The sequence below is a fragment of the Vibrio sp. QJM3NY_15 genome (assembly GCF_057785995.1).
The window spans coordinates 2,315,151-2,339,353 of sequence record NZ_CM173517.1 but is presented as its reverse complement, the minus strand read 5'-3'; the positions used below and the strand labels follow the sequence as shown (position 1 = coordinate 2,339,353).

23 protein-coding genes are annotated in these 24,203 nt (G+C 44.6%); 11 read left to right on the top strand and 12 right to left on the bottom strand.

Features of this window, described 5'->3' with window-relative positions; genetic code table 11:
* Positions 1–3 precede the first annotated feature (3 nt).
* The 3 genes from AC3CKG_RS10440 to AC3CKG_RS10430 all read left to right on the top strand — a co-directional run bounded on the left by AC3CKG_RS10440 (position 4) and on the right by AC3CKG_RS10430 (position 3,541).
* A complete protein-coding gene (locus tag AC3CKG_RS10440) occupies positions 4–981 on the top strand; it encodes a DHH family phosphoesterase (protein WP_488528317.1) in 978 nt (325 codons plus the stop codon).
* A gap of 244 nt (positions 982–1,225) precedes the next feature.
* Positions 1,226–2,158: a LysR substrate-binding domain-containing protein gene (locus tag AC3CKG_RS10435; RefSeq protein WP_372161076.1), complete on the top strand. Its 933-nt coding sequence runs from the start codon at positions 1,226–1,228 to the stop codon at positions 2,156–2,158.
* Between the two features lie 129 nt (positions 2,159–2,287).
* The gene (locus AC3CKG_RS10430) at positions 2,288–3,541 is read left to right on the top strand and encodes a D-amino acid dehydrogenase (RefSeq protein ID WP_488528316.1); all 1,254 of its coding nucleotides are present in this window, start codon (positions 2,288–2,290) and stop codon (positions 3,539–3,541) included.
* A 78-nt stretch (positions 3,542–3,619) separates the two neighbouring features.
* On the opposite strand, the gene AC3CKG_RS10425 is transcribed toward AC3CKG_RS10430, so the two are convergent.
* From AC3CKG_RS10425 to AC3CKG_RS10410, 4 genes are all read right to left on the bottom strand, one after another.
* Positions 3,620–4,357, bottom strand: a complete 738-nt coding sequence (locus tag AC3CKG_RS10425) for a dienelactone hydrolase family protein (protein WP_065103294.1) — start codon at positions 4,355–4,357, stop codon at positions 3,620–3,622.
* Between the two features lie 219 nt (positions 4,358–4,576).
* Positions 4,577–5,506 (bottom strand): 1-aminocyclopropane-1-carboxylate deaminase/D-cysteine desulfhydrase, encoded by a 930-nt coding sequence (locus AC3CKG_RS10420; RefSeq protein WP_488528315.1) that lies wholly within the window; start codon positions 5,504–5,506, stop codon positions 4,577–4,579.
* 127 nt (positions 5,507–5,633) lie between these two features.
* The gene (locus AC3CKG_RS10415) at positions 5,634–6,932 is read right to left on the bottom strand and encodes a sensor histidine kinase (protein WP_122054030.1); all 1,299 of its coding nucleotides are present in this window, start codon (positions 6,930–6,932) and stop codon (positions 5,634–5,636) included.
* Positions 6,929–7,606, bottom strand: a complete 678-nt coding sequence (locus AC3CKG_RS10410; protein ID WP_102550760.1) for a response regulator transcription factor — start codon at positions 7,604–7,606, stop codon at positions 6,929–6,931. The genes AC3CKG_RS10415 and AC3CKG_RS10410 overlap by 4 nt, the downstream gene beginning before the upstream one ends.
* Before the next feature lie 125 nt (positions 7,607–7,731).
* Between AC3CKG_RS10410 and AC3CKG_RS10405 the strand changes: the two genes are divergently transcribed.
* The 3 genes from AC3CKG_RS10405 to AC3CKG_RS10395 are packed head-to-tail and all read left to right on the top strand — an operon-like array spanning position 7,732 to position 10,686.
* Positions 7,732–8,751: a glycosyltransferase family 2 protein gene (locus tag AC3CKG_RS10405; RefSeq protein ID WP_488528314.1), complete on the top strand. Its 1,020-nt coding sequence runs from the start codon at positions 7,732–7,734 to the stop codon at positions 8,749–8,751.
* Positions 8,748–10,235 carry an ArnT family glycosyltransferase gene (locus AC3CKG_RS10400; protein ID WP_488528313.1) on the top strand — a complete coding sequence of 496 codons (1,488 nt, stop codon included), beginning with the start codon at positions 8,748–8,750 and terminating at the stop codon, positions 10,233–10,235. The genes AC3CKG_RS10405 and AC3CKG_RS10400 overlap by 4 nt, the downstream gene beginning before the upstream one ends.
* Positions 10,222–10,686, top strand: coding sequence for a GtrA family protein (locus AC3CKG_RS10395; RefSeq protein ID WP_065111091.1), 465 nt, complete (start codon positions 10,222–10,224; stop codon positions 10,684–10,686). The genes AC3CKG_RS10400 and AC3CKG_RS10395 overlap by 14 nt, the downstream gene beginning before the upstream one ends.
* A 125-nt stretch (positions 10,687–10,811) precedes the next feature.
* On the opposite strand, the gene AC3CKG_RS10390 is transcribed toward AC3CKG_RS10395, so the two are convergent.
* Complete coding sequence (locus AC3CKG_RS10390) at positions 10,812–13,118, bottom strand: YgiQ family radical SAM protein (RefSeq protein WP_065111092.1); 2,307 nt, start codon at positions 13,116–13,118, stop codon at positions 10,812–10,814.
* A 331-nt stretch (positions 13,119–13,449) separates the two neighbouring features.
* Here AC3CKG_RS10390 and AC3CKG_RS10385 point away from each other — a divergent pair, with 331 nt between their 5' ends.
* Both AC3CKG_RS10385 and AC3CKG_RS10380 read left to right on the top strand, forming a co-directional pair.
* Positions 13,450–14,130, top strand: coding sequence for a hypothetical protein (locus tag AC3CKG_RS10385; RefSeq protein WP_076648213.1), 681 nt, complete (start codon positions 13,450–13,452; stop codon positions 14,128–14,130).
* Between the two features lie 132 nt (positions 14,131–14,262).
* On the top strand, positions 14,263–14,463 hold the full coding sequence (locus tag AC3CKG_RS10380) for a DUF4250 domain-containing protein (protein WP_017105187.1): 201 nt from the start codon (positions 14,263–14,265) through the stop codon (positions 14,461–14,463).
* A 156-nt stretch (positions 14,464–14,619) separates the two neighbouring features.
* On the opposite strand, the gene AC3CKG_RS10375 is transcribed toward AC3CKG_RS10380, so the two are convergent.
* On the bottom strand, positions 14,620–15,531 hold the full coding sequence (locus AC3CKG_RS10375; protein ID WP_488528312.1) for a LysR substrate-binding domain-containing protein: 912 nt from the start codon (positions 15,529–15,531) through the stop codon (positions 14,620–14,622).
* A 279-nt stretch (positions 15,532–15,810) separates the two neighbouring features.
* Here AC3CKG_RS10375 and metE point away from each other — a divergent pair, with 279 nt between their 5' ends.
* Positions 15,811–18,159 (top strand): 5-methyltetrahydropteroyltriglutamate--homocysteine S-methyltransferase, encoded by a 2,349-nt coding sequence (gene metE, locus AC3CKG_RS10370; protein ID WP_488528311.1) that lies wholly within the window; start codon positions 15,811–15,813, stop codon positions 18,157–18,159.
* A 106-nt stretch (positions 18,160–18,265) separates the two neighbouring features.
* On the opposite strand, the gene AC3CKG_RS10365 is transcribed toward metE, so the two are convergent.
* The 6 genes from AC3CKG_RS10365 to AC3CKG_RS10340 all read right to left on the bottom strand — a co-directional run bounded on the left by AC3CKG_RS10365 (position 18,266) and on the right by AC3CKG_RS10340 (position 21,848).
* The gene (locus tag AC3CKG_RS10365) at positions 18,266–18,661 is read right to left on the bottom strand and encodes a GspS/AspS pilotin family protein (protein WP_017105190.1); all 396 of its coding nucleotides are present in this window, start codon (positions 18,659–18,661) and stop codon (positions 18,266–18,268) included.
* Position 18,662: 1 nt separating this feature from the next.
* Positions 18,663–18,959, bottom strand: coding sequence for a YciI family protein (locus tag AC3CKG_RS10360; protein ID WP_004741234.1), 297 nt, complete (start codon positions 18,957–18,959; stop codon positions 18,663–18,665).
* A 193-nt stretch (positions 18,960–19,152) separates the two neighbouring features.
* Positions 19,153–19,551: an acyl-CoA thioester hydrolase YciA gene (yciA, locus tag AC3CKG_RS10355; protein WP_017061510.1), complete on the bottom strand. Its 399-nt coding sequence runs from the start codon at positions 19,549–19,551 to the stop codon at positions 19,153–19,155.
* Between the two features lie 194 nt (positions 19,552–19,745).
* On the bottom strand, positions 19,746–20,312 hold the full coding sequence (locus AC3CKG_RS10350) for a septation protein A (protein ID WP_488528310.1): 567 nt from the start codon (positions 20,310–20,312) through the stop codon (positions 19,746–19,748).
* Positions 20,313–20,422: 110 nt separating this feature from the next.
* Positions 20,423–20,671, bottom strand: a complete 249-nt coding sequence (locus AC3CKG_RS10345; RefSeq protein WP_017105193.1) for a hypothetical protein — start codon at positions 20,669–20,671, stop codon at positions 20,423–20,425.
* A 289-nt stretch (positions 20,672–20,960) separates the two neighbouring features.
* On the bottom strand, positions 20,961–21,848 hold the full coding sequence (locus AC3CKG_RS10340; RefSeq protein WP_488528309.1) for a LysR substrate-binding domain-containing protein: 888 nt from the start codon (positions 21,846–21,848) through the stop codon (positions 20,961–20,963).
* A 180-nt stretch (positions 21,849–22,028) separates the two neighbouring features.
* On the opposite strand from AC3CKG_RS10340, the gene hisC reads away from it, so the two are divergent.
* Positions 22,029–23,171 carry a histidinol-phosphate transaminase gene (hisC, locus tag AC3CKG_RS10335; protein ID WP_488528308.1) on the top strand — a complete coding sequence of 381 codons (1,143 nt, stop codon included), beginning with the start codon at positions 22,029–22,031 and terminating at the stop codon, positions 23,169–23,171.
* A 10-nt stretch (positions 23,172–23,181) separates the two neighbouring features.
* Positions 23,182–23,955 (top strand): ABC transporter substrate-binding protein, encoded by a 774-nt coding sequence (locus tag AC3CKG_RS10330; protein ID WP_102326610.1) that lies wholly within the window; start codon positions 23,182–23,184, stop codon positions 23,953–23,955.
* The last annotated feature ends 248 nt before the right edge of the window (positions 23,956–24,203 follow it).

Here is a 24,203-nt window from a genome sequence, read left to right as displayed (position 1 = left end):
AATATGGCAAATTTAAAGTTCGAAAGCTTTCTAGATCGGCTTAAGGGTGATAACAGAATCATTATTCAAGCTCATGACTTCCCTGATCATGATGCAATCTCTTCCGCATACGCACTGGCATATTTATTAAGAAAGAAAGGCCTGAGCACATTTATTACGTTTCACGGTTATATAGATAGAGTCTCACTCAGGAATCTAATTGACTGGCTGGAGATTCCAGTTTGTGAGCCCAAAGAGTTAAAACTACAACCTAATGATAAAATCATTGTGGTTGATGGCTGCATTGGCGAAAAGAATATTACTGATCTCCCAGGTTTAGAAGTCGGTGTAATTGACCATCACCAAGTGAAAACGCCGGGCTTTGTGTGGTATGCAGATGTTCGCCCTGATTATGGCTCGACCGCAACTATGATGGTTGAGTATTACAGCTACTTCAGTTTACCTATGCCAAAGCGTGTTGCCACAGCTTTATTGGTTGGTCTGAGTTTTGATACCGCAAATTTTACGCGAGCAGTGGGAGCAGCAGACCTGAGGGCATTGTTGTATCTTCAAGCCAGAGCCGATAATGAGATGGTTAATAGGATTTGTCGAAACCAAGTGGAGTTCCATGAACTACAACTCTTTAACGCAATGCTTTCAAGTATGCGCCGTGAAAAAAATGCCGCGTTTGCTGTCCTTCCCGAAGGGTGTCCTAAAAATATGCTCGGTGTGTTAGGTGATTTTCTACTTGGCGTCGATGAGCTTGATATCGTCGTTCTAATGGCTAGAAATAGTGAAAAAACTTTTATTTCTCTTCGTTCCGAGTGTTCAAAAAACAATGTGGCGAAGATTATTCGAAAGGTACTGAACGACAAAGGAATTGGCTTTGGTGGCGGTCATCCTCATATGGCTGGTGGTATTATCAACCGTCAGTTTCAAAAAAGTGATGAACTAGATTGTATCTATAATTTGATTCGACCGAGCCTTGTGCTTGATACCTAAGTCCATCATTGAAGATACTTGTGCCCGATAGGAAGCATCAACTCAAAAGGCGATAACGAAAGTTATCGCCCTTGTCTTATTAGGAACAAATAAAACACCTAAATAGCCAACCAACCATTGTCTTGAAGTGACTCGGTGCACAAGTTGATGAGCGCAAGCCCTATCTCGTCAAATTCGAATATAGGTTAATACTGAATTTATGAGACGCTTGCTCTGAGTGTCACAGGAATCACAAGGAAGTTGAATGCACCACTTTAATATCCGCGCGCTGGAATACCTTAATGCTTTGTCGAAATACGGTTCGTTACGTAAAGCCTCGAAGATGCTGAATGTTGATCCGGCCGCAGTGAGTCGTATGTTGTCTCAACTTGAAGATCAAGTTGAGATGAAAGTGTGGGAGCGCAATAACCGTCAGTCCTATTTAACGGAAGCGGGAAACGAGTTGTTGAACCACTATCGCACCATTATAAGAGGTGAGGCGGCAGTATTAACTCAATTGACCAAGCTTAAAAATCTGACCGGTGGTAGCGTCAGTATTGCGATAGGTGAAGGGTTTATAACTAATTTAGTGTCTGAGCCGATGCAGACCTTTATGACCCGCTATCCAGACATCAACTTGTCGATAGAAATAGCCGGTGCTCTTGATGCCGTTAAGATGCTTGAAGATCAGCAGATCGATTTTGCCATTACTTACGCAGCAGCACCGCATCCAAAACTACAAACGCATGTGGAACGCAGTCACCCATTAGAACTTATCGCTCCGAAAGGGCACTTTCTAACAATGAAAGAGACACCTGTGACGCTGCAAGAAATCAAAGATGTGTCGCTGGCTTTGATCGATACATCGACTGGCATGGGACGATTAGTGAAACACGCCGAGCAAATGTCGCATTTTAATCTCCAACCTAAATTACAAACCAACTCGGTGACTGCGCTGACTAACTTTGTTGTTGCGGGACTTGGCGTCACTTTTATGCCTAAGCTGACGGTTCTCGAAGAGATAGAATCGGGCCGTATAGAAGTTGTGCCAACGGAGATTGAGGTGTTATCTAAAGCGACCGTTAAGGTGCAATCTTTGAAAGGCAGAGAACTGAGTCTTCAAGCCGAAACCTTCCTTGATTTCTTGATGGAGAACACGTCTTTTTTACGTAGTGATGCTCACGCTATCATTTTGTAATCCCGCGTATTTCTTTTCATTATGCAGTGATGACTTTTTATCAACGCTAACTGTATTGTTAAGTCAATGTCCGCCCAATAAAGTGTCCGAAAGTTACAAGAATGTTGCGTGACATAAAAGGCGGATGCAATGGAAGTTATCGTTATTGGCAGTGGTGTTATTGGGTTGACTAGCGCATGGTATTTGGCGAAAGAGGGCCACTCGGTGACGGTTTTCGACCGTCAAGATAGCAGTGGTAAGGAAACCAGTTTTGCGAATGCTGGCCAAATCTCTTACGGTTACTCTTCCCCATGGGCAGCCCCCGGAATCCCTTTTAAAGCGATGAAATGGTTAACCCAAGAGCATGCGCCACTAAAAGTGAAACCGTCACTTTCCCCTGAATTGGTTTCTTGGGCGACTAAGATGCTCGCTAACTGCAATGAAGCCAAATACGCACAGAATAAATCTCGAATGTTGAGAATCGCAAACTACAGCAGAGATTGCCTGACTGAGCTAAGAACCATTGAAGAACTGGCTTATGAGGGCAGACAGAAAGGGACGTTGCAAGTGTTTCGAAGTGAGAAACAATTGGATTTCATTCAACAAGATATGAAGCTGCTTAAAGAGAGCGGTATTGAGCATTCGTTGTTTGATGTTGAGCAGTGCTTATCCATCGAACCGGGCTTAGCAGACGTTAAAGATAAGCTGGTGGGTGGTCTGTATTTACCACACGATGAAACTGGTGATTGCCATCAATTCTGTTTAACCTTGACTGAGAAAGCCAAGCAACTCGGTGTTAGGTTCGTGTTTGATACTGAAGTGGTAAGTTTGAATCATCAGAATCAAAACATCGAGAGTATTACAACGACTCAAGGTGTATTCAAAGCGGACGCTTACGTAGTTGCATCAGGCAGTTATTCTCGAGATCTGTTGAAACAAGTCGACTTGTCTGTCCCGGTTTATCCAGTCAAAGGGTATTCACTGACATTGCCTATTGTGAATGCTGATAAATCACCGACTTCTACCGTGATGGATGAAACCTACAAAGTGGCGATGACGCGATTTGATGATCGTATTCGTATTGCAGGAACGGCAGAGCTTGCTGGTTTTGATTATCTCATTCCTGAAAAACGCAAAGCCACGATTGATATGGTGATAAAAGATCTTTTCCCACAAGCGGGTGACTTTTCTAAGGCTGAATACTGGACTGGGTTAAGGCCAATGACGCCGGATGGTACGCCTATCATCGGTAAAACACCGATTAAGAATCTGTTTACTAATACGGGGCACGGAACCTTGGGTTGGACGATGGCGTGTGGCTCAGGAAAGATCTTGGCAAGCGTGGTTAGCGGTTCGGCTAGTGACATCAAAACCGATGACTTGAGTATTCATCGCTACCTGTAGCTCATCAAAATACTTGGTCATACGAATTAGCCCATGTTTATCACTAAGCATAGGCTGATTTAGTTTTAGTGTTGCTGCTTATCTAGTGGTGGTTTCTAACACATGAGTAAAGCGATCCCAGGATTTTTGGTCAGCTTCATGTTGATAGTTATTAGACCCGAATACTGTGAAGGCGTGTGGTGCTCCACTATAAGTGATCATTTCATGTGGGACTTTGGTCGATTCGAGTTGGGCTGCTAGGCTTCCAAAATCTTCCATTGAAATCATCGAATCTGCAGTGCCATGAAACACGACCACAGGAGCTTTGGTCTGAGAGTAATCTTGGCCTTTCGGTGTTGATAAACCGCCATGGAAAGTGACATAAGCTTTCGAAGGAATGCCCGCACGCGCGGCTTCTAAAACAGCGGCTCCGCCAAAGCAGTATCCCATCATCACGTTGTTATCTAAGTTGCCGCCAAGTCGTTTGGCCTCCATGGCTCCTGCATTGAGCAGCGCTCGCATTTTTTCTCTGTCTTTATACAACTCACCTGTGTGTTGTTTTTTATCTTTCACTTCGGTTGGGCGGATACCTTTGCCAAATAGGTCGATGGCGAACACGTTGTAACCCAGTTCATTGAGCATCTCAGAACGTTTCTTTTCGTAATCCGTTAAGCCGTCCCAATCATGTACTAGCAGCACCAAAGGAGCCTGATCACTGGCTTCACTCCAATAACCTTCGTAGTCCATACCGTCGACTTGATAAGTGACGTTTTCTCCCGAAATTGCAGAGAAGGGCAGTAAAACTGAAAACAAGCCTAGCGTAGTGAGTGTTCGCATGCGTTATTCCTTTCGATGACAGTGACGTTTAAATCGAAAGTATAGATAACGCGATGATTCTCGCCAGATTTCCGTCTTTAATTTGAAGTGTAACGGTGGAGATAAAGACTGAAGGAGAAATACATTAAACAACCATCACGTATTAAGTGTGATGGCTGTTTGCCGTTGTTTTCAGAAAACGGAAATTCAAATAGCTGAAGTTAGAAGTTAGAAGAACAATTACCAGGAAGCGTTGGTCGTGCTACTGCACATATCTGGATATTTACGCTGATAGCGCGGCAACATCGACTCGTTGCCTAAGATGCCACCTTGATGGATGTAGATGATGGTTTTGGTCGGGTTGTCTTCTTGCCATTGTCCTAAGCATTGCCACATCAATGGGTCATAGAGCAGGTCGAACTCAACGTCGGTTTGCTCTTTTAGATCTAACCAAGTTTGGTAATCCTGCTGATACAACTTACCAAAGTGGTGCTTAGCTTTGAGCGGTAATATCTGCGGGTGATCGGTCTCGCCAAGCTCATTGAACTGCTGCGTTAAGTAATCACTGCCACCAACACATGCACAGGTTAAAACCGGGATGTTGTGCAGCTTCAAATGTTTATGAAGATACAGCGCTGTGCTACCAGTACCAGCGGGCAGTGCAACTACGAAATCGTGTTTGTTTTCGAAGCGCGTCCAGCTGAGTATTTCCATCGCCAGTTGTTTTACGCCATATTCAGAAAGCTGAGAGCGACCACCTTCTGGCAAAACAATGCAGTGTGAGTCTGGTTGTCTTACTTGTTCGATATATTCTTGTGGATGAAGTTCAGAGCCCATCTCTTTGGTTGAAATAACCTTAGCCCCAAGGTCAATCGCACCACGGTAATTACCGGTAGGGCGTTCTTGCAGCCATTGAGGAAGATGGTCGATGTAAAACTCAAGCGTCCAGCCTTTGATCTTTGCGAGTGCGGAGAGTGAGAACAGAGAGTTCGCCTGAGCAGAACCATAGCTGATCAAAGTGGTGATTTCTGGTTGCTCATCTTCCAACAGCTTCATGAATTTTCGGGCTTTGTTGCCGCAAAAGTGGGAGTGAAGCTGGTCGTCACGCTTTAAGAAAAAGGTGTGGTCGTTGTATTGATGTTGAGTTACAGGGCTATTATTTAGTTTCATCGCACTTAGACAAAATGCTGACTAAAGAGCCAGCATTTTAAAATCAAATAGGGCCAACGAGTATCTAGTAGCGAGCGAGTGCTGTAAACCAACTAAATCAAGTTTTCGTCGGATATTGAACTTAGTGCTACGAGTTTACTTGCTCTGATATGGACAAGGGTGAATCAGTTTGAAAGGCGATTTTCGCGGTGCAGCCACCACAGCTACGATTGAACAATTCAAAGTCCCAATGGAAGCGCTGACACAAGTCATCGACAATCAACAAGCCTAGCCCATGACCATTTGGGTTGTATTGTTCCTGAAGGCCTTCACCTTGGTCTTCAATCACAAGAGTGTCTTGGGAAAGAGTGATAGTTACGGTGCCGCTATTGGTCGCAGCAATCGCATTTCTCAATAAGTTTCCGACCAACATATTCATGATGGTACTGGTGGCTTGGATGGTTGGTTCTGATTGAATCTGTAAGGCTATTTCGACTTCTTTCTCTTTTGCCTGCAACGAGTTTTTCGAAACGATAGTCTCTAATTCTTGCTGGGTGAACAAGCGCAGCGGTGCATCGTCACTGTTTCTTTCGTAACGAACGAGACCAAGCAGGGCATCGACCATTTCTGACATTTGAACAATGGCGTCATCAATACGTTCAACTTGGCGAGATTGAAACTCGGTTGTTTCGCTGCGAAGTAGTAATTTATTTGCCCCGCGAGCGACCGTCAGCGGGGTTCTCAGTTCATGACTTGAGTAGCGAGCAAAGGCTTGTTCGCGCTTGAGCAGGGAGTTGATTTCTCGGCGATATTGATTGAGTTGATCGGTCAGTTGACGAAATTCCACCGCCGCATCGTCACTCACACCAAACTCTTCGTTTAGGTTGAGCTTATTCGATTCAAGTTGGGCGGAGAGCGAGTTGAATGGTTCAATCAAACGCTTGGAGAGTCTATAGAGTAGTGCCCCAAAGCTGAATATCAGAATTGAGAGAAGGGTTAACATAAATGTCGTCGCATACACCAATTCATAGATATCAAACTCGACGCGATCGATTTCAGACAACAGAACAATTGGGTGGGTTTCTCCTTCATCAGAATACTCACCGACATACACCATGCGTGATTCGGGTTCATCGCCAACTTCGCCCAGAAAGCTATCTTTTCCTTTTATATATTTAGTGTATTTCTTTGGAATGTAAGCCAGGTCGTTGTATGCCACTGTGAGGTCATCAATGCGAATCTCACCACTTTCTCCAGATTGGAATAAGCCAACCGCGTAGTTGCGATCGATAAGAATGCGCTTTTCCCCAACACGATCTTCAGACAAATACAGTGCGGCAATAAACACCACATAGACGAATGCAGATACAATCACGGCCATTAACCCAAAGAAAACCGCTAAGCGGCCAGTTAGGGTTTTGGTGCTGGAGAGAACATTTGAAATCAATTCGATGACTCCAAACGGAATCCTACTTTAGGAACAGTAATCAACATTTGGGTGTCGAAAGGTTTGTCGAGCTGATTACGCAATTGATAGATGTGACTGCGTAACACATCGTTGTTGGGCTCGTCTTCTTCCCATAATTTGTACGAGATATTTTCGCGAGTGACTACTTCAGGTGCGCTTTGGCAAAGCATCTCAAGTATGGTGTAAGTGGTTGGGTTGAGCGCAAGAAGCTTGTCTTGTCGGTAAGCTTTACGGATTTTTTGGTCGATGGTGAGCTCGCCGAACTGCAGCTTAGAAGAGGCTACTTTTCCGCGGTAACGACGAACCAGCGCGTTCATTCTTGCTTCTAGAATATCCAAATCAAAAGGCTTGGTGAGGTAATCATCGGCACCGTGTTCAAAGCCCTTCAACATGTCTTCACGGCTATCCAATGCGGTAAGCATAAGGATCGGAGTTGTATTACCTTGGTCTCTTAGCTTGTTGCAAACCGTTAGGCCGTCCATTCTTGGCAGCATCAGATCCAATATGATGATATCAAACGAGTTATCCATCGCGAGTTGCAAGCCAAGCTCACCGTTATCTGCGTAATCGAGATCCATGCCAATACACTCAAAATAATCAAACAAGACACCTGCAATTTCACGGTTATCTTCGACTAATAGAACTCGTTTCATTTTGATTCTCATACAGAAATAGACAGTAACATTATCCTGAGTGAGCGTGAAAAATATGTCAATAACATAACTTTCACTTATGGGAGGGTAGATTGGCTTCAGATTAAAAAATAGAAGAACGTATTATGTCTGAACTTCATATTAGCCGCCCTAAGATATCTACATCGCAAATCAATCCTGCGGTATCTCTATCTATCATTGTGCCTTTTTACGATGAACAAGAGGTGTTGGAAGAGTTCCATTCTCGCCTCACTAAGGTTCTCGATAGCTTACCGATCACAAGTGAGATTGTTTATGTCGACGATGGCAGCAAAGACAACAGCTTGGGCTTGGTGAGTTCATTCACTTCAATCAATAGCTCAATCTCGGTCATTGGTTTAAGCCGCAACTTTGGTAAAGAGTCAGCGATGAGCGCTGGCCTTGAGCATTGTCGTGGACAAGCCGTAATCCTATTAGATGCTGATTTACAAGATCCTCCGGAGTTGATACCGCAAATGATCGCGAAATGGCGCGAAGGCTATGACGTTGTGAACATGCAGCGCAGCCAGCGTGATGGTGAAACGTGGTTTAAGAAGTTTTCAGCGGCGAGCTTTTACAAAGTCATGAACGTGGCTGCGAAGATTGATGTGCCTGAGAACGTGGGCGACTTTCGACTGTTGAGCCGTGAAGTCGTCGATCATATTAATCAACTTCCAGAACGTAACCGTTACATGAAAGGCATTTTTTCATGGCCGGGTTTCCGACAAGCGACGATCCAATTTAAGCGTGATGCTCGCTTCTGTGGCGAGACCAAGTGGAACTACCTCAAGTTAATTGGTTTGGCGATGGATGGGATTACCTCGTTCTCGATTCGTCCGCTGCGCATCGCTACCGCATTGGGAGGTTTAGTCGCGCTGACTGCTTTTGTGTATGGGATGGTCATCGTGTTCAAAACCATGATGTTTGGTGAGCCGATCACGGGTTACCCATCAATGATGGTCGTTCAACTTGCCCTTGGCGGAATTCAACTTCTGAGTATTGGTTTAATGGGAGAGTACATAGGTCGTATTTTCATTGAAACCAAGAATCGTCCTTTGTATCTGATCCAATCGGTGGTCGATACACCAGCATTAAAAACACATTTTAAATTAGAGGAATCAGCATGAGCCTGAACCGAACGCACTTATGGTACTTGTTGGCTTTTGCATTGGTTCTAAGGCTTTTATCTCTGGCAACTTATCCATTAATGGACACCACAGAAGCGCGCTATGGCGAAATGGCACGTCTGATGGTGGAAACTGGCAATTGGTTAACACCTCAGTTTGATTACGGTATTCCTTTTTGGGGTAAGCCACCGTTGTTCACATGGATGAGCGCTGCGGGTATTGAGTTGTTCGGCTTGAGTGAATTTGCGGTTCGCGCACCGCATTGGTTAGCGGGTGTCGCAACGATTTTGTTGACGGCTTACATGGCGAAACGAACAGGGCAAAGTGCTTTAGTCGCATCCGTTGTATTGGCGACATGCGGTATTTTCTCAATCGCGGCGGGTGCTGTGATGACAGACATCGCATTAACCTTAGCGATGACTATTGCCATGTTAGGTTTCTACCTATGTTGGAAAGGAGGAGAGGATTGGAAGGGAGAAGGTAGCGCGAAGACTAATCGATCTTGGGGCTATGTTAGTTTCATTGGTTTAGCACTAGGCTTGCTTGCAAAAGGGCCTGTAGCGATTGTCATTATGGGCATCGCAGTATTTCCTTGGCTAGTCTTACAACACGGCTTCTTTGGCGCTTTCAAAGTGCTTTGGCAACGCTTTCCATTGTTGTCGGGCTTAGGCGTGATGTTGGCGATTGCCTTACCGTGGTACATCATGGCGGAAATGGCAACGCCGGGTTTCATTGACTACTTCATCGTTGGCGAACACTTTAAGCGATTTGTTGTGAGTGGCTGGGAGGGGGATCTTTACGGCTCTGCCCATGATCAAGCGCGAGGCATGATCTGGATATTCTGGATTCAAGCTGCGGCCCCTTGGTCGATTGTATTGCCTATATTGGCATTTGCTCGACGTAAGAAAATTGCAGAAATTAATACTGAAAATCGCGGCTTGTTTTCATTCCTTGTGTGTTGGCTTATTTCGCCTCTGATCCTTTTCACGATGGCGGGCAATATTCTCCCAGCTTACGTGTTACCGGGTATTCCTGCCCTTGGTTTGTTGGTTGCTATACTCGTAGTGGAAAAAGATAAGAAGTGGTTCTCAAGCGTGGCTTTAGTTCTACCCGTCTTATTGATGATCGCGATGGTTTACCTGAACTTAGGTAAGGCGAATGAGAAAAGTGACCGTATCATCTTCGAACAGATCACTGATTCATCACCGAGTTTTTATGTAGGGAAGCGACCGTTCTCTGGGCAATTTTATAGCCATGGTCAAGCGAAGAAGCTACTTGATATCGAGCAACTCGATGGCATCGACAAGTTCTATTTGATTGGTAAAAGAGCGGAAGTCGAAACCAAGATTAAAGACAACGCGTTAACGTGTATTTTGGAGCCGACGGTTAAAGTAAAGCGCGCTTTATTCAGTTGTCATAGCCAAAACATCAAACCAAATTTGTCGTTGAGTCACATTCGAAGTGAAAGTGATGTTCAGCGTTAACTCAGGGCTGCGAATGATCAATAACAAGCTTCAGACACAAAGCCAAAGGCTTCAGTCCCATCACAAGATGGTTCGGTTCGCAGTGGTTGGTGTTGGCGGGTTTGTTGTTGATTGCTTAGTGTTTGCATTGCTGCATTACGTTATTGGGTTGCCCTTAATGACTGCGAGAATTGTCTCCTTCATTGCAGCCGCAACGACAACGTGGTTTGGTAATCGTGTGCTGACCTTTGGGTTCAAAGGGCAGGGTAATTGGTCTCAAAAATTGATTCAGTGGCAAAAGTTCATGTTCTCAGCGTCGATATCGGCAGTACCTAATTTACTATGTTTTAAACTGATGACTGAATTACTACCTGCGTTTACTGGGGCAGTATTTATTGCCATGGCGGTTGGTATTTTGGTAGGCATGGTTACTAACTATCTGTTTAGTCAATATTGGGTCTTTACCCGTTAGAATCCCTTGTATTCACATAACCAAGTGAAACTTTTGGGTAGTTCATTTGTAACAGGTACAAAAAAGCGCAGCTAAATAGCTGCGCTTTTTATTTTTATGATAATCAAGTAAATGAAGTCGCTATATTAACGCTGTGTTGCGCGTTGGCGATTCTTGCCGTTACTTGCAGGTTTACCACCTTGACCATTGCCCGCTTTACTGCGGTTTGGCTTGCCATTTCCGCCGCCATTGCCTTGCGATTGCTGGCTAGCAGGGGCTTTTTTGATGAAGCCAGTTGCTGGTTTATTACCATTACCGTTCTGCTTTCCGTTGCCCTGATTGCCGTTGCTTTGGCTACCTGTTGGCTTCTTACCACCCGGTTTAGGCTTATTGCCACCTGGCTTAGAATGGTTACGTGGGCTTTCGCCACCAAGACCCGGTTGAGCTTTGCTGTGCTTAGTCGCAAAACGTTGTGAGCCGTGACGACCAGACTTACGACGCTGTGCCGGTGTCTGAGCTTCAAAATCTTCTTCAGGGACTAAGCAGTTCGCTTTGTCACCAATTAGGTGCTTTTTGCCCATGCTGATCAGTGCTTCGCGGATGATCTTCCAGTTTTCTGGATCGTGATAACGAAGCAGTGCTTTATGCAGACGACGTTGACGATCACCTTTCGGCACAGGAACATCTTCACGTTTTTTGTATTTCACGCGTTTCAGAGGGTTGGTCTCTGAATAGTACATCGACGTCGCATTACACATTGGCGATGGGTAGAAGTTCTGTACTTGGTCACATTCGTAGTTATGCTTTTTCAGCCACAACGCAAGGTTAAGCATATCTTCATCTTCCGTGCCCGGGTGAGCAGAGATGAAGTAAGGAATTAGGTACTGTTTCTTACCCGCTTCAGCACTGTACTTCTCGAACATCTCTTTGAAACGATCGTAAGTGCCCATGCCCGGTTTCATCATCAGATCCAGAGGGCCTTTTTCAGTATGCTCTGGAGCAATCTTCAAGTAACCACCAACGTGGTGAGTTACAAGCTCACGAACGTATTCTGGAGACTCAATCGCAAGATCATAACGAACGCCTGATGCGATCATCACTTTTTTGATGCCCGGAACCTTTCTCGCTGAGCGGTAAAGGTCAATGGTGTGTTGGTGGTCTGTGTTCAGTTTTTCACAGATTTTAGGGAACACACATGATGGGCGACGACAATTAATTTCAGCTTTAGGATCAGAACAACCTAAGCGATACATGTTCGCTGTTGGGCCACCCAAGTCAGAAATGGTACCGGTAAAGCCAGGTACTTTATCTTTAATGTCTTCGATTTCATCCAAGATAGATTCTTTCGAACGGTTTTGAATGATACGACCTTCGTGCTCTGTGATTGAACAGAAAGAACAACCACCAAAACAACCACGCATGATGTTAACCGAAGTTTTAATCATGTCGTATGCAGGAATCTTTGCTTTGCCATACATAGGGTGAGGAACACGCTTGTAAGCAAGGCCAAACACATAATCCATCTCTTCAGTTGCAAGAGGAATTGGCGCTTGGTTTACCCATAGCTCGCGGTCACCGTGGCGTTGAATAAGAGCACGACCTGAATACGGGTTGGTCTCTAGATGTAGAATGCGGCTAGCGTGAGCGTAAAGAATACGGTCGTTATTGAGCTTTTCGAAACCAGGGATACGAACCGCGGTTGTTTTTGCATCGTGACGAGAAGGACGAATCGTAATTGGCTGTGCTTTTACTTCTTCTTTTTCATCTTTCTTGGTATCACATTGCGTTTCTACTTCGTACGGGTTAACCGGAACGTAGGCTTTGTTCGGTTTTTCGATACGAGAAGAATCGATAATTTTGTAACCTTCAGGCGCTGCAGGCAGGTTGATTGCAGTACCGCGAATATTTGTCAGCGTTGACATATCTTCGCCGTCGGCAATTCGGTGTGCGACTTCAACCAGTGCTCGTTCAGCGTTACCGAAAAGAAGAATGTCTGCTTTCGCATCAAACAAGACAGAGCGACGAACTTTATCAGACCAGTAGTCGTAGTGCGCAACGCGACGTAAGCTTGCTTCAATACCACCAAGAACGATTGGCGTGCCTTTGTAGGCTTCACGACAACGTTGAGAATAAATCAGAGTTGCACGGTCAGGACGCTTACCACCTTCATTGTTTGGTGTGTAGGCATCGTCGTGACGAAGTTTGCGATCAGAGGTGTAGCGGTTGATCATGGAATCCATGTTACCCGCAGTGATGCCGAAGAATAGGTTAGGTCTACCTAGTTCCATGAACGCATCTTTACTGTCCCACTTTGGTTGAGCAATGATGCCCACGCGGAAACCTTGAGCTTCAAGCAAACGGCCAATGATAGCCATACCAAAGCTCGGGTGATCGACATAAGCGTCACCAGTTACAATAATAATGTCACAGCTATCCCATCCAAGAGCATCCATCTCCTTTCTACTGGTAGGCAAAAAGGGTGCTGTTCCGTAGCACTCGGCCCAGTATTTTTTGTGTTCATGAATAGGAGTGATATCGCTGTACATATTTCAACCTCTGATTTTTGAGGCGGGAATTATAGCGGCATGAGGCTAGACTAGCCAGTAGAACATGCCCCTGTTAGTTCTGGTGTCTTTCTGGATTCAGTCGCTAACGTCCACTCGCCACACCATAAAACAGCATAGTAGAAGCGTTGAGTCGTGTCGCTAATTTGTGATTTTGATTAGTGTTCGGGGCAGTTTTTGATATTATTCGCGAAAATAAGTCTGAATAAGTATCTCCACAATGGTCGAATCATTATTAGTACAATTTGCTCCCATGCTATTAGGAGCCCAACTGATCTTAACTTTAATCTTAGTGAAGGGTGATATTTGCCCTGGTCAACGTGGCCGTATTCACAAGATGTTACCTGCGATTGGCGTGCTTTGGCTTGCTGTTGCTTCATTAAGAATTGAAGCGTTTCTGATCGTATTCGCTATCTTCTATTTCTATTCTCAAGTTCAAACTAAGAAGACACGTGATTCAGGCCCTATCTGGGTGATGTATCTTGCGTGTGGTTTGGCGTTGTCATACGTTGCTATTCAAGCAAGCGAACAGGTAAAACCCGTCGGTATTATTGCGACTGTGTTGCTGGTGGCTTTACTGGGTGCTTCTTTCGGACATTTACTGCTGACTATCGCAAGAACGCGCTTACAAGCATTTCACCGCGTTCTGCCTGTTGTGGGCGTATTAAGTGGCATGCTGGTGGTGTTGGCGACCGTGATTAATGTTTATTCACTGTCTGAAGCGCAACTAGAACCTGTTATTTCAACCTTGTTGTTTAGCTTTGCTTTGCTTATCTCTTCTATCGTTGTTTGGTGTTGGCATTTGCTGTTTGTCAAAACACCTGAGAAGTTGCAGTTAACGATAGCATTGCTGATGTTATTAGCGTCAGTGATTGGCTTAACACCGGTTTGGGCGTTGTAAGAGGTTGTCGAGCTCGTGAAACTTTTAGTCGATAAATTCCGTGCTAGCGAAAGAAGTGTGATCTGTTTTTAAGCACGCGGCTGGTAAGCGTTCTAAACTTAATTCTAATCGTGTGTTCGTTAGGAGTTCAGGATGGATTTAAGCAACGTCAAAGGTTTCGATAGCATTATCTTGCTCGGGATCGTCAACGAAAAGCTTCGTTTGGAATGCGATAGTTTTGAAGAGCTGGTCAGCATGTATGAAATGGATATAGAAAGTGTCGTCGGTAAGCTCGATATGCTTGGCTATCAATACGACCCACTGACGAATCAGTTCAAGTCTTACTCAAGATAAGCTCACAATGAGAGTTTCTTCTATCGTGAATTAACACTCATTGCCTGTTGTCGGTATTGGTAATAAAAAAGTCACAGATAATCTGTGACTTTTTTTGTTTCTGGCGTTTACTTATTATGCTTCACACAGGCTTGAACTCACCCAGTAATGAATCACTTAAACGACCTCAATCCCATCTAGGTGACTCTTACTCTGCTGTCTTGCCGTACTAAAGAAAGCCTGCAGATAACGTTTGTCTTTCTCAGAGTTTCTTACCGCAGCAAACAATCGTCTTGAAAGTCCGTTGCCCAATGGTTTACTAGCGATTAACCCTTGTCTTGAAAACTCACTGATCGCCCAATTAGGTAAGGCTGCAACCCCTAGACCTGCTGATACCATTTGCACCAACATTAATGTGTTGTCTGCTTGTTTCCATTTCTTCGGCTCTACGCCTGCCGGTTGCAAAAAGTGCTTCACAACATCAAGACGCTGCTTTTGAACTGGATAAGAGAGCATCGTGATATCGCTAAGATCTTGCGGATCGATGCTTGGTTTTTCCGCCAGAGGGGAGTTAATAGCGGTGATTAAACGCATCTCAAAATCAAAGAGCGGTTCGTAATGGACCTCTGAACGCGGCTGAATGTCTGAGGTGATCACCAAATCCAATTCCCCAGCCATCAAAGCCGGTAAAGGTTCAAAGCCGAACCCTGACGAGAAATCTAGCGTCACGCTTGGCCAAGCAACTTGGTACTCTTTCAAAGCGGGCATTAGCCATTGGAAGCATGAGTGACATTCGATCGCCATGTGCAACCGACCATTCACATCCTCTTTCAGGCTCGCCAACTCATTCTCTGCTTTAGCAATCTTTGGTTGTATCTCATCCGCGAGCTTAAGCAAGATTTCACCTTCAGAGGTGAATTTCACTGGCCTAGTTTTACGCAGGAAAAGCTGACCGCCAATACGCGCTTCAAGGTCTTTCAATTGATGAGAAAGCGCCGACTGAGTCAGGTGAAGAGAGGTCGCAGTGGCTGTTAACGATCCGCTGTCTCTCAAGGTGGTCAATGTTCGAAGGTGTTTAAGCTCTATCATGAGTATTCCTCATATTCCCTAAGCCAATTCAATATTTCTTAATAATCACCCTACGGTGTTTTTGATCTTTTGTAAACGTCTAGATGTCCAGATGGATTTAAACTGTTCATCTTTGGATGATTCAAGATGAATATTATTAATAAACAAGATGAATATTTGGACGTTGTCCATAGATCGGATTAAGGAGATAGTTTAGCCATCCAGACGCCTTTGTGGGAAAGTGAAATCATCAAAGGCAGTCTGACCGGAAATTAAAATTATCGAATAAGGAAAAGACTCATGACGACAACAACGCATATTCTTGGCTACCCACGTATCGGCGAGAAAAGAGAACTCAAATTCACGCTCGAGAAATACTGGCGCGGTGAAATCGATCAATCTGAGCTCAAGCAACTCGGCAGCGAATTAAGAAATCGTAACTGGAATGTACAAGCTGACGCGAATCTTAGCTTTGCAACTGCGGGTGACTTCGCATGGTACGACCATGTTCTGACAACGACATTACTTCTAGGCCACGTGCCAAAACGCCATGCTGGTGGTTCTGAAGATGAAAAAGCTTTCCCTGATTTAGATACCTTGTTCCGCGTTGGTCGTGGTCAATCTCAAGTTCAATCTACTTGCTGCGGTGGTACGCATACGTCGAATGATGGCACTAAAGACAGTTCGGCTGCTTCCGACATGACTAAGTGGTTCAATACCAATTACCACTACATTGTTCCTGAGTTCAGTAAAGGCGACACCTTTGAGGTGAGCTGGCCACAACTGTTTGACGAAGTGAACGAAGCGATAAAAGCAGGACACAAAGTTAAGCCTGTACTTCTCGGCCCACTGTCATATCTGTACTTAGGCAAAGAAGTGGAAGAGGGCTTTGATCGCTTAACTCTATTGCCTCGCCTTCTTACTGCCTATCAAGCGATTTTGGCTAAACTTGCCAAGCTGGGTGTTGAGTGGGTTCAAATCGATGAGCCCATTCTATCTCTGGAACTTGAGACTAAGTGGGCTGATTCATTCAAGTTGGCTTATCAAGTGATTCAAGGCGATGTGAAACTGCTGCTTACCACTTACTTTGATTCGGTGACTGACACGCTAGATAAAATCGTAGAACTGCCTGTCAACGGCTTACACATCGACTTGGCTGCAGCACCGCAGCAACTTGATGAAGTGGTAAACAAGTTACCGGAAGATTGGGTACTTTCTGCAGGGGCGATTAACGGTCGCAATGTGTGGCGTGCTGATTTGGCCACACAGCTGGAGCTGCTACAGCCAGTGAAAGAGAAGCTAGGAGACAAACTGTGGGTGGCAAGTTCATGTTCGCTGCTGCACAGCCCAGTGGATTTAGAGTTAGAAGATTCGCTCAGCGAAGAAGTGAATAGTTGGTTTGCCTTCGCAAAACAGAAAGTCACCGAGGTGAGTTTATTGGGGGCTGCGTTAGATGGCGATCATAATGCCATTTTAGCGTGTGAGACGTACAGCCAACCAATTGTTGCTCGTAAGAGTGCGACTCATGTGAATAAGCCTCAGGTACAAGAGCGCCTTAATACCATTACTAAAGCGTTAGCAGATCGAAGTGCGCCTTATGCAGAACGTGCGGCGCATCAGTCTGAAGTTCTTGGCTTACCACTGTTACCAACCACAACGATCGGTTCATTCCCACAAACAGGTGAGATCCGAGTTCAGCGTAGTGCTTACCGCACTGGTCAATTGAGTGAAGCGGAATACACCAACGCACTAAAAGGTCACATTGCGGATGCGGTCAAACGTCAAGAAGCCCTTGATTTAGATGTGCTTGTGCATGGTGAAGCTGAGCGTAATGACATGGTGGAATATTTCGCAGAAAACCTAGCCGGCTTCCAAACGACTAAGTTTGGTTGGGTACAAAGTTACGGCTCTCGCTGCGTGAAACCAGCAATTGTGGTGGCGGATATTGAGCGTGAAAAACCGATGACGGTGGAATGGTCTACCTATGCTCAATCTCTGACTTCAAAGCAGATGAAAGGCATGCTTACTGGGCCTGTCACTATCTTGTGTTGGACATTCCCACGTGAAGATATCTCGCGTAAAGAGATCACCAATCAATTGGCGTTTGCGCTGCGCGATGAGGTGTCGGATTTGCAAGACGCAGGCATTAACATTATTCAAATTGATGAGCCTGCTATTCGCGAAGGTTTGCCGCTGAAAAAGCGCGACCATGCCGAATACTTAGAGTGGGCAGTGGATGCTTTTAAGATTTCAGCAGCGAGTGCCAAGCCAGAGACTCAGATCCACACACACATGTGTTACAGCGAGTTCAACGAGATCATTGATTCAGTGGCTGCGCTAGATGCCGATGTGATTACCATTGAGACTTCTCGTTCGAACATGGAACTACTGAAAGCGTTTGAAGAGTTCAACTACCCGAATGCGATTGGCCCCGGTGTTTACGATATTCACTCGCCGAACATTCCTTCAGAAGAGTGGATTGTGGATTTACTTAAGAAAGCGGCAGAAAAAATCCCAGCAGAACGTTTGTGGGCAAACCCAGATTGTGGATTAAAGACACGCAACTGGGCAGAGACAGAAGCAGCACTAACTAACTTAGTTTCGGCGACTAAGACACTGCGTAAAGAGTGGGAAGCCGCAGAAGCTTGAGCATAACTAATACTAGGGTTTGCTTACCCGCTAATCCACGATGAACTACAAAAAAGGCCTCGCAAATGCGAGGCCTTTTTGTTTAATGCTTGTTCGAATATCGAATCTAGCTGCTGCTCTGGCAAGTATCTTTGCTGATCAGCTTCTCAACCATCAATTGTCCGCGAGTGTTGCGAATCTTGATGTTGTAAGCCAAGCCCATGTCTAGGTTTGCTCTTACTTCTGAGTTGGTGCAGTAGCTATTCACACTCATATCTACAACTTGGTTTAAAGGCTTAGCACCTTTTGCATCTTGGTTGTAGATCATCATGATCTCAATCACGGTGTTTTTCGCAAGTACACGCATGACTGACAGTGGGCCATACTCAATCGGCAGGCCAGCAGATAAAACGCCAGCACGGTGTTGTGCCATCATTTCAAGCTGTCTTTGTTTGTCTTGCTCGCTTGAAGCACAGCCTGCAAGCAGAACCGCTGCCAGTGAGCCAATAATCCATTTTTTCACGTTAAAATACTTTCTTGAATGGTTTTACAATGACGTTTTGGTAGACGCCAGCATCAATGTACGGGTCTGCGTCAGCCCATGCTTGTGCGTCTTCTAAAGAGTTGAACTCAGCGATCACAGTAGAACCTGTGAAACCCGCTTCACCAGGGTTATCTGAATCGATAGCTGGCATTGGACCTGCTGTTAGAAGTCGACCTTCATCGTGAAGTGTTTGTAGGCGTTCTAGATGTTGTGGGCGAACACTTAGGCGTTTTTCTAATGAATTTTCGACGTCTTGAGAAAAAATCACGTACCACATGTTGAGATATCCTTATGTTACTTCACTGAATTAGAGCGATTAAATTAGTTATCTGGCTAATTTACGCGAACTAATGGGTATTGGAAGAGCTAATGATAAGAAATTGTGAAATGGTGCGGCAGAGTGAGAAGGTCTTTAGCATTTTTAATCGAAATGACTAAAGACCTTTGAGAGAGATAAGGTCGCCGAAGGACTATTTGTTGATTGGGCGAGGTTTACCGCTTTCGTCTACTGCAACGTAGTTGAATGTCGCGCCACACACCTTGTAGCGGTCACCGATGCCGTGATCAAGTACCGGCTTAACCCATACTTCTAGGTCGATATTCATCGAGCTACGACCAATCTTGGTGCAGTCGCCATAGACACAGACTACATCGCCAACCGACACTGGCTGTTTGAATTCGATGCTTGATACTGACACGGTGACTATTTTTCCGTTTGAGATCTCTTTAGCCAATATTCCGCCAGCCAGATCCAGTTGAGACATTATCCAACCACCGAATATTTGACCTGCTGCATTGGTATCAGAGGGCATCGCCAAAGTGCGAAGAAGTAAAGAACCAATCGGGTTCAAAGTTGATTGAATAGTCATTGTTGTACTCTTAATGGTATTGATTGTTTTAAATTTAAATAGATGTGTTTGCGGGACTCGCGGTGGTCGTTCTTTAACGTATTCACCGAACACAAACAATCAGTGGCCAATGATCACGAGTATCATTGGCCACTGTTAAATCGCATATTGATAATGATTGTATCAAAAAGGGGATGGGGACTCATCCCTTAGGGTTACTTCTCGTCGGTATTTTTATCCGTTAACTCTTTCTGCTGATCTTTTGGCAAATGCTTATAGATGTAGACACCTGTTAGCAAGGTAAATGCAAAAGTAGCGATCAGTAAGCCAAACACTTTGAAGTTTACCCAAACATCTAAGGGTAGGCTGAAAGCAACGTAAACGTTGAGAATGGCACATAGAGTAAAGAACAAAGTCCAAGCCCAGCTGATCTTGCCCCACACCGCTTCCGGAAGAGAGATCTCTTTACCCAGCATGCCTTTAATCGCTGACTTGCCCATTAGGTGACTGACGGTCAGGCCGATAGCGAACAATGCATAAACTATGGTCACTTTCCACTTAATGAAATTGTCGTCGTGCAAGAAGATGGTCATGCCACCAAATACGGCAACCATCAGAAATGTGATGATCTGCATTTTCTCTACTTTCTTGTAGATGATGTACGTCAAAACGATTTGTACTGCGGAAGCAACAATCAATGCACCGGTAGCCGTGTAGATGTCGTACATCTTGTAAAGCGCAAAGAAAATAATGAGAGGAATGAAATCAAGAATTTGCTTCATGTGGCACTGAGTATCCAGTTAGTTGAGTTGCAGACAGTCTAACCAAAATTGCCTCGATGCTAAATAGCCCAAGACAATTGGCTGCAGAACTATTTTGTTTGAACTCCTTGTCACCGCATCGACGATGTTTGGTAGCGTGGGATCAGTTTCTTGATATCTTCAAGGTAGCCCTCACTCTTCAACGTGTCTAAAGTGTTTTCAAGCTCTTGCTCACTCATCGCAAAACACGTTGATTTCCCGGTCGTCAGATCAAGATACTCGTGATATTCGCGTTCTGTGAAGTGGCCAATTCTATCCATTAATAAGGTTTTAATTCCGTGGTGAATCAAGCCGTAATATGTATGTCTTTGTAAGGTCATAGCCTATCCTCCGTGACAAGCTGCAATGTTATTGATGCAACCTGCTGTATATTGGTTGGGTTATCTATGACAAAGCAATTCGAATGCCATTTTATCCATTGGGATAGAATTTCTGACGTAAAAAGTTGAATTAATTTTCTTTTCAACTAGTTAAATAAACGTCCGTTCTAATCTCTAAACACCAATACGTAGCTACCGGGAAATAGTTTTATTTTGAGAATCGTAAAATTCTCATTATGACGAGCTACTCAAGCTTTGATGGTTCTGACTTGGTAACTTTGATAGGCCGTTAATCAACAAGCCAGTCAACCAGTGTTGATAGGGAAGGGTTTTGACGGTTTTTAGGTTGCAGTAAAAAATAACCGTTGCCAGAAAATACACTTCCTTCACTAACCTTGACCAATCTCCCTAAATCGATGTCTTGCTTGGCGAGAGTGATGTCACCAATCGCAATCCCAAAACCTTGTATCGCGGCGTTCATCGCTTGATCGAGTGTCGCGAATTGCTGGTTTTTCTTGCTTGAAAGGTCATGACTTCCAATATGTTCTAACCAAAGTCGCCAGTCACTCTGTTCGTTATTGGCGTGTAGCCATGTGTATTGAGCAAGTTTATGTGGCTTGATTAGAGAAGAGGTACCACTGGCAAGGTGACTGGGTTTAATACTTTGTGCTTGGCAGACGGGCGCCAGTTGCTCGTTGAACAAGAGTTGGCTAACAATCGATTGTTGGTTTGGCTTCTTGCCATAGGTAATGACGGCATCAAAAGGATCAAAGCTTGGTTCGAAAACGTGCTTAATGGTTGAGGTCAACTCTACATCAATTTCAGGAAAGGCTTGCTGAAATGACATCAACTTAGGCAATAGCCAAGAGGTGATACAACTTGGTGCGTTGAGCTTGATCTTCGATGGAGAGCTGGCAACTTGATTTAACGCCGATTGCAGTTGTTGGATGGTATCTTGAATCAGCGGAACCAGCTCTTCTCCCTTAGGTGTTAAGGACAACCCGCGAGCATGTCGGTAGAAAAGATCGCACCCGAGACTTTCTTCAAACGACAGCACCTGACGGCTTACCGCACCTTGCGTGACATTGAGCTCATGTGCAGCACGTGTAAAGTTGAGGTGCCTTGCCGTCGACAAGAACGCGAGCAGTGTTTTTGTTGAAGGGAGAGTTTTATTCATGCTTTACCTATGACTTTTTATCATGGCTATTATGTGATTATTTCGATTCATTTATCAATAGTGTTCTGTTTGAATGTAAATACTTAATCATCATTTGTGATTCAATATGTGTATAAGTCACATATTTTGAATATAAAGGCAGTGATGAAGGAATCGTAATTACATGAAAGGGATAGCTTCTTGACATCTTTTATTGATAGCTTAGTGCCTCAAGCTGTAAAAAAATTAATACCTTATCAATCAGCAAGAAGAATTGGCGGCGATGGACGTGTCTGGCTAAATGCCAATGAACTGGAAAATGCTTTGTTCGAAGATGAGCAAGGTTACAATCGTTACCCTGATTTCTTACCGCAAGACATTGCCAAGGCTTATCAAGATTACTGTGGCACTGATGCCGCGACTGTTGCTGTTCGTGGTGCAGATGAAGCGATTGATTTACTGATCAGAACCTTTTGCAAACCAGCACAAGACAATATCCTTATTTGTTCTCCGACTTACGCAATGTACGAGTTTTGCGCCGATGCACTCGCTATCGAGACATTAGACTCACCATTACAAGAAGACTTTAATCTTAATGTCGCCGATATCGTGCAGAAGTCTGAACTGGTTAATCTTGTCTTTCTTTGTTCACCAAACAACCCAACGGGCAACGTAATTCCAAAAGCTGACCTTATTGAGGTACTGGAAGGAACCGTGGGCAAATCGCTAGTCGTGGTCGATGAAGCGTATATTGAATTTGAACCTCAGACATCGGCCGTGAGCCTTATTGAGCGTTATCCACATCTCGTCGTTATCCGTACTTTATCCAAAGCGTTTGGACTCGCAGCCGTACGTTGTGGCTTTATTTTGGCGAGCCCTAACGTGATGCAATACGTATCTAAGCTGATTCCCCCATACCCAATGCCAGATTGTTCTTCTCAGATTGTGTTAGAAGCTTTGTCTGATGAGCGTGTTGCGGTGATGAAAGAGGCGACCACTAAACTGGTAGAGATTCGTAATCAGTTTGCTGCGGAGTTAATGCAGTTCGACTTTATTGAACACGTTTATCCGTCATCGACCAACTTCATTTTGTTACGTCAAAAATCGGAGCATGAACTGTTTAGCGTATTGACGAAGGATGGCATTGTAACAAGGAACCAAAACCACGAACCGGCTTTACGTAACTGCGTTCGAATCAGCATTGGTAGCCCAGAGAGCATGGCGGAAGTGATAGCGTCACTTTCACGCTACCAAACCGAAATAAGAAAGAATCAGCAAGACAAACAAATTCAACAATCTCAACATAAAGAAACTCAATCTCAACTCGATAAAGATCATATCTAGGATGGCAATGATGAAAAAGATAATACTAGGACTCGCTTGTGCGGCCGCTTTACTTGGTACAACAGTACAGGCGAAAGAAATCCGTTTAGCGTCAGACTTTACGTATCCGCCATTCAACTACAAAAATAGTGACGGTGTGCCTGTCGGGTTTGATATTGAGATAGCTGATGCCTTGTGTGAGCAAGCCAAACTCGATTGTACTTGGGTTTCACAAAGTTGGGATTCGTTAATTCCAAGCTTATTGGCAAGAAAGTCAGACGTGATCATGGCGTCGATGCGTATTACCGAAGAGCGTAAGCGCAAGATTTTGTTCACCGATAAGTACTACCAAACACCAGCCGTATTTGTTGCTGCTAAAAACGCGGAGTTCAGCGTAGATGAGGCTGGCTTAGCGGGCAAAACTATCGGTGTTCAGCAAGGTACGATTCATGATCGCTACGTAACAGACAAGTTTGGCGATGTGGCAAACATTAAGCGTTATACCGGGCAAGATGAAGTGTATCTGGATCTGCAAAACGGTCGTCTAGATCTAACCTTCGGTAACTCAGATCAACTGTCATTGGCTTTCTTAGACAAGAAAGAAGGTGAGGGCTTTGAATTCAAAGGCAAAGCAGTAACCGACAAAGCCTACATTGGCGAGGGCACGGCACTAGCGTTAAGAAAGCAGGATTCAAAACTGGCTAAACAATTCAATGCCGCGATTGAAGAGATCAGAGCCAACGGTACCTACGACAAGATCGCCGCTAAGTACTTCACGTTTGATATCTATGGCGCTGATTTGTAATTCGTCTAACGCCTAAAAACTAGAATACCAAAAACAAAAATCCGAGGGCTGTGAGGCTCTCGGATTTTTGTTACAAACAATTCGTCCTATCAAGTTTCTCTCTATTGCCTTTATCCCTGCTTATCCATGTTTGTTCCATACGTTTAGCCTAAAACCTTATCTCTACCACCTCAGAAATCACAGTTGACGACTCGCTTTTCAATCGATAAGACCTTCTTTGCTCGTGCTCTACAAATGGTTTCAAGGTT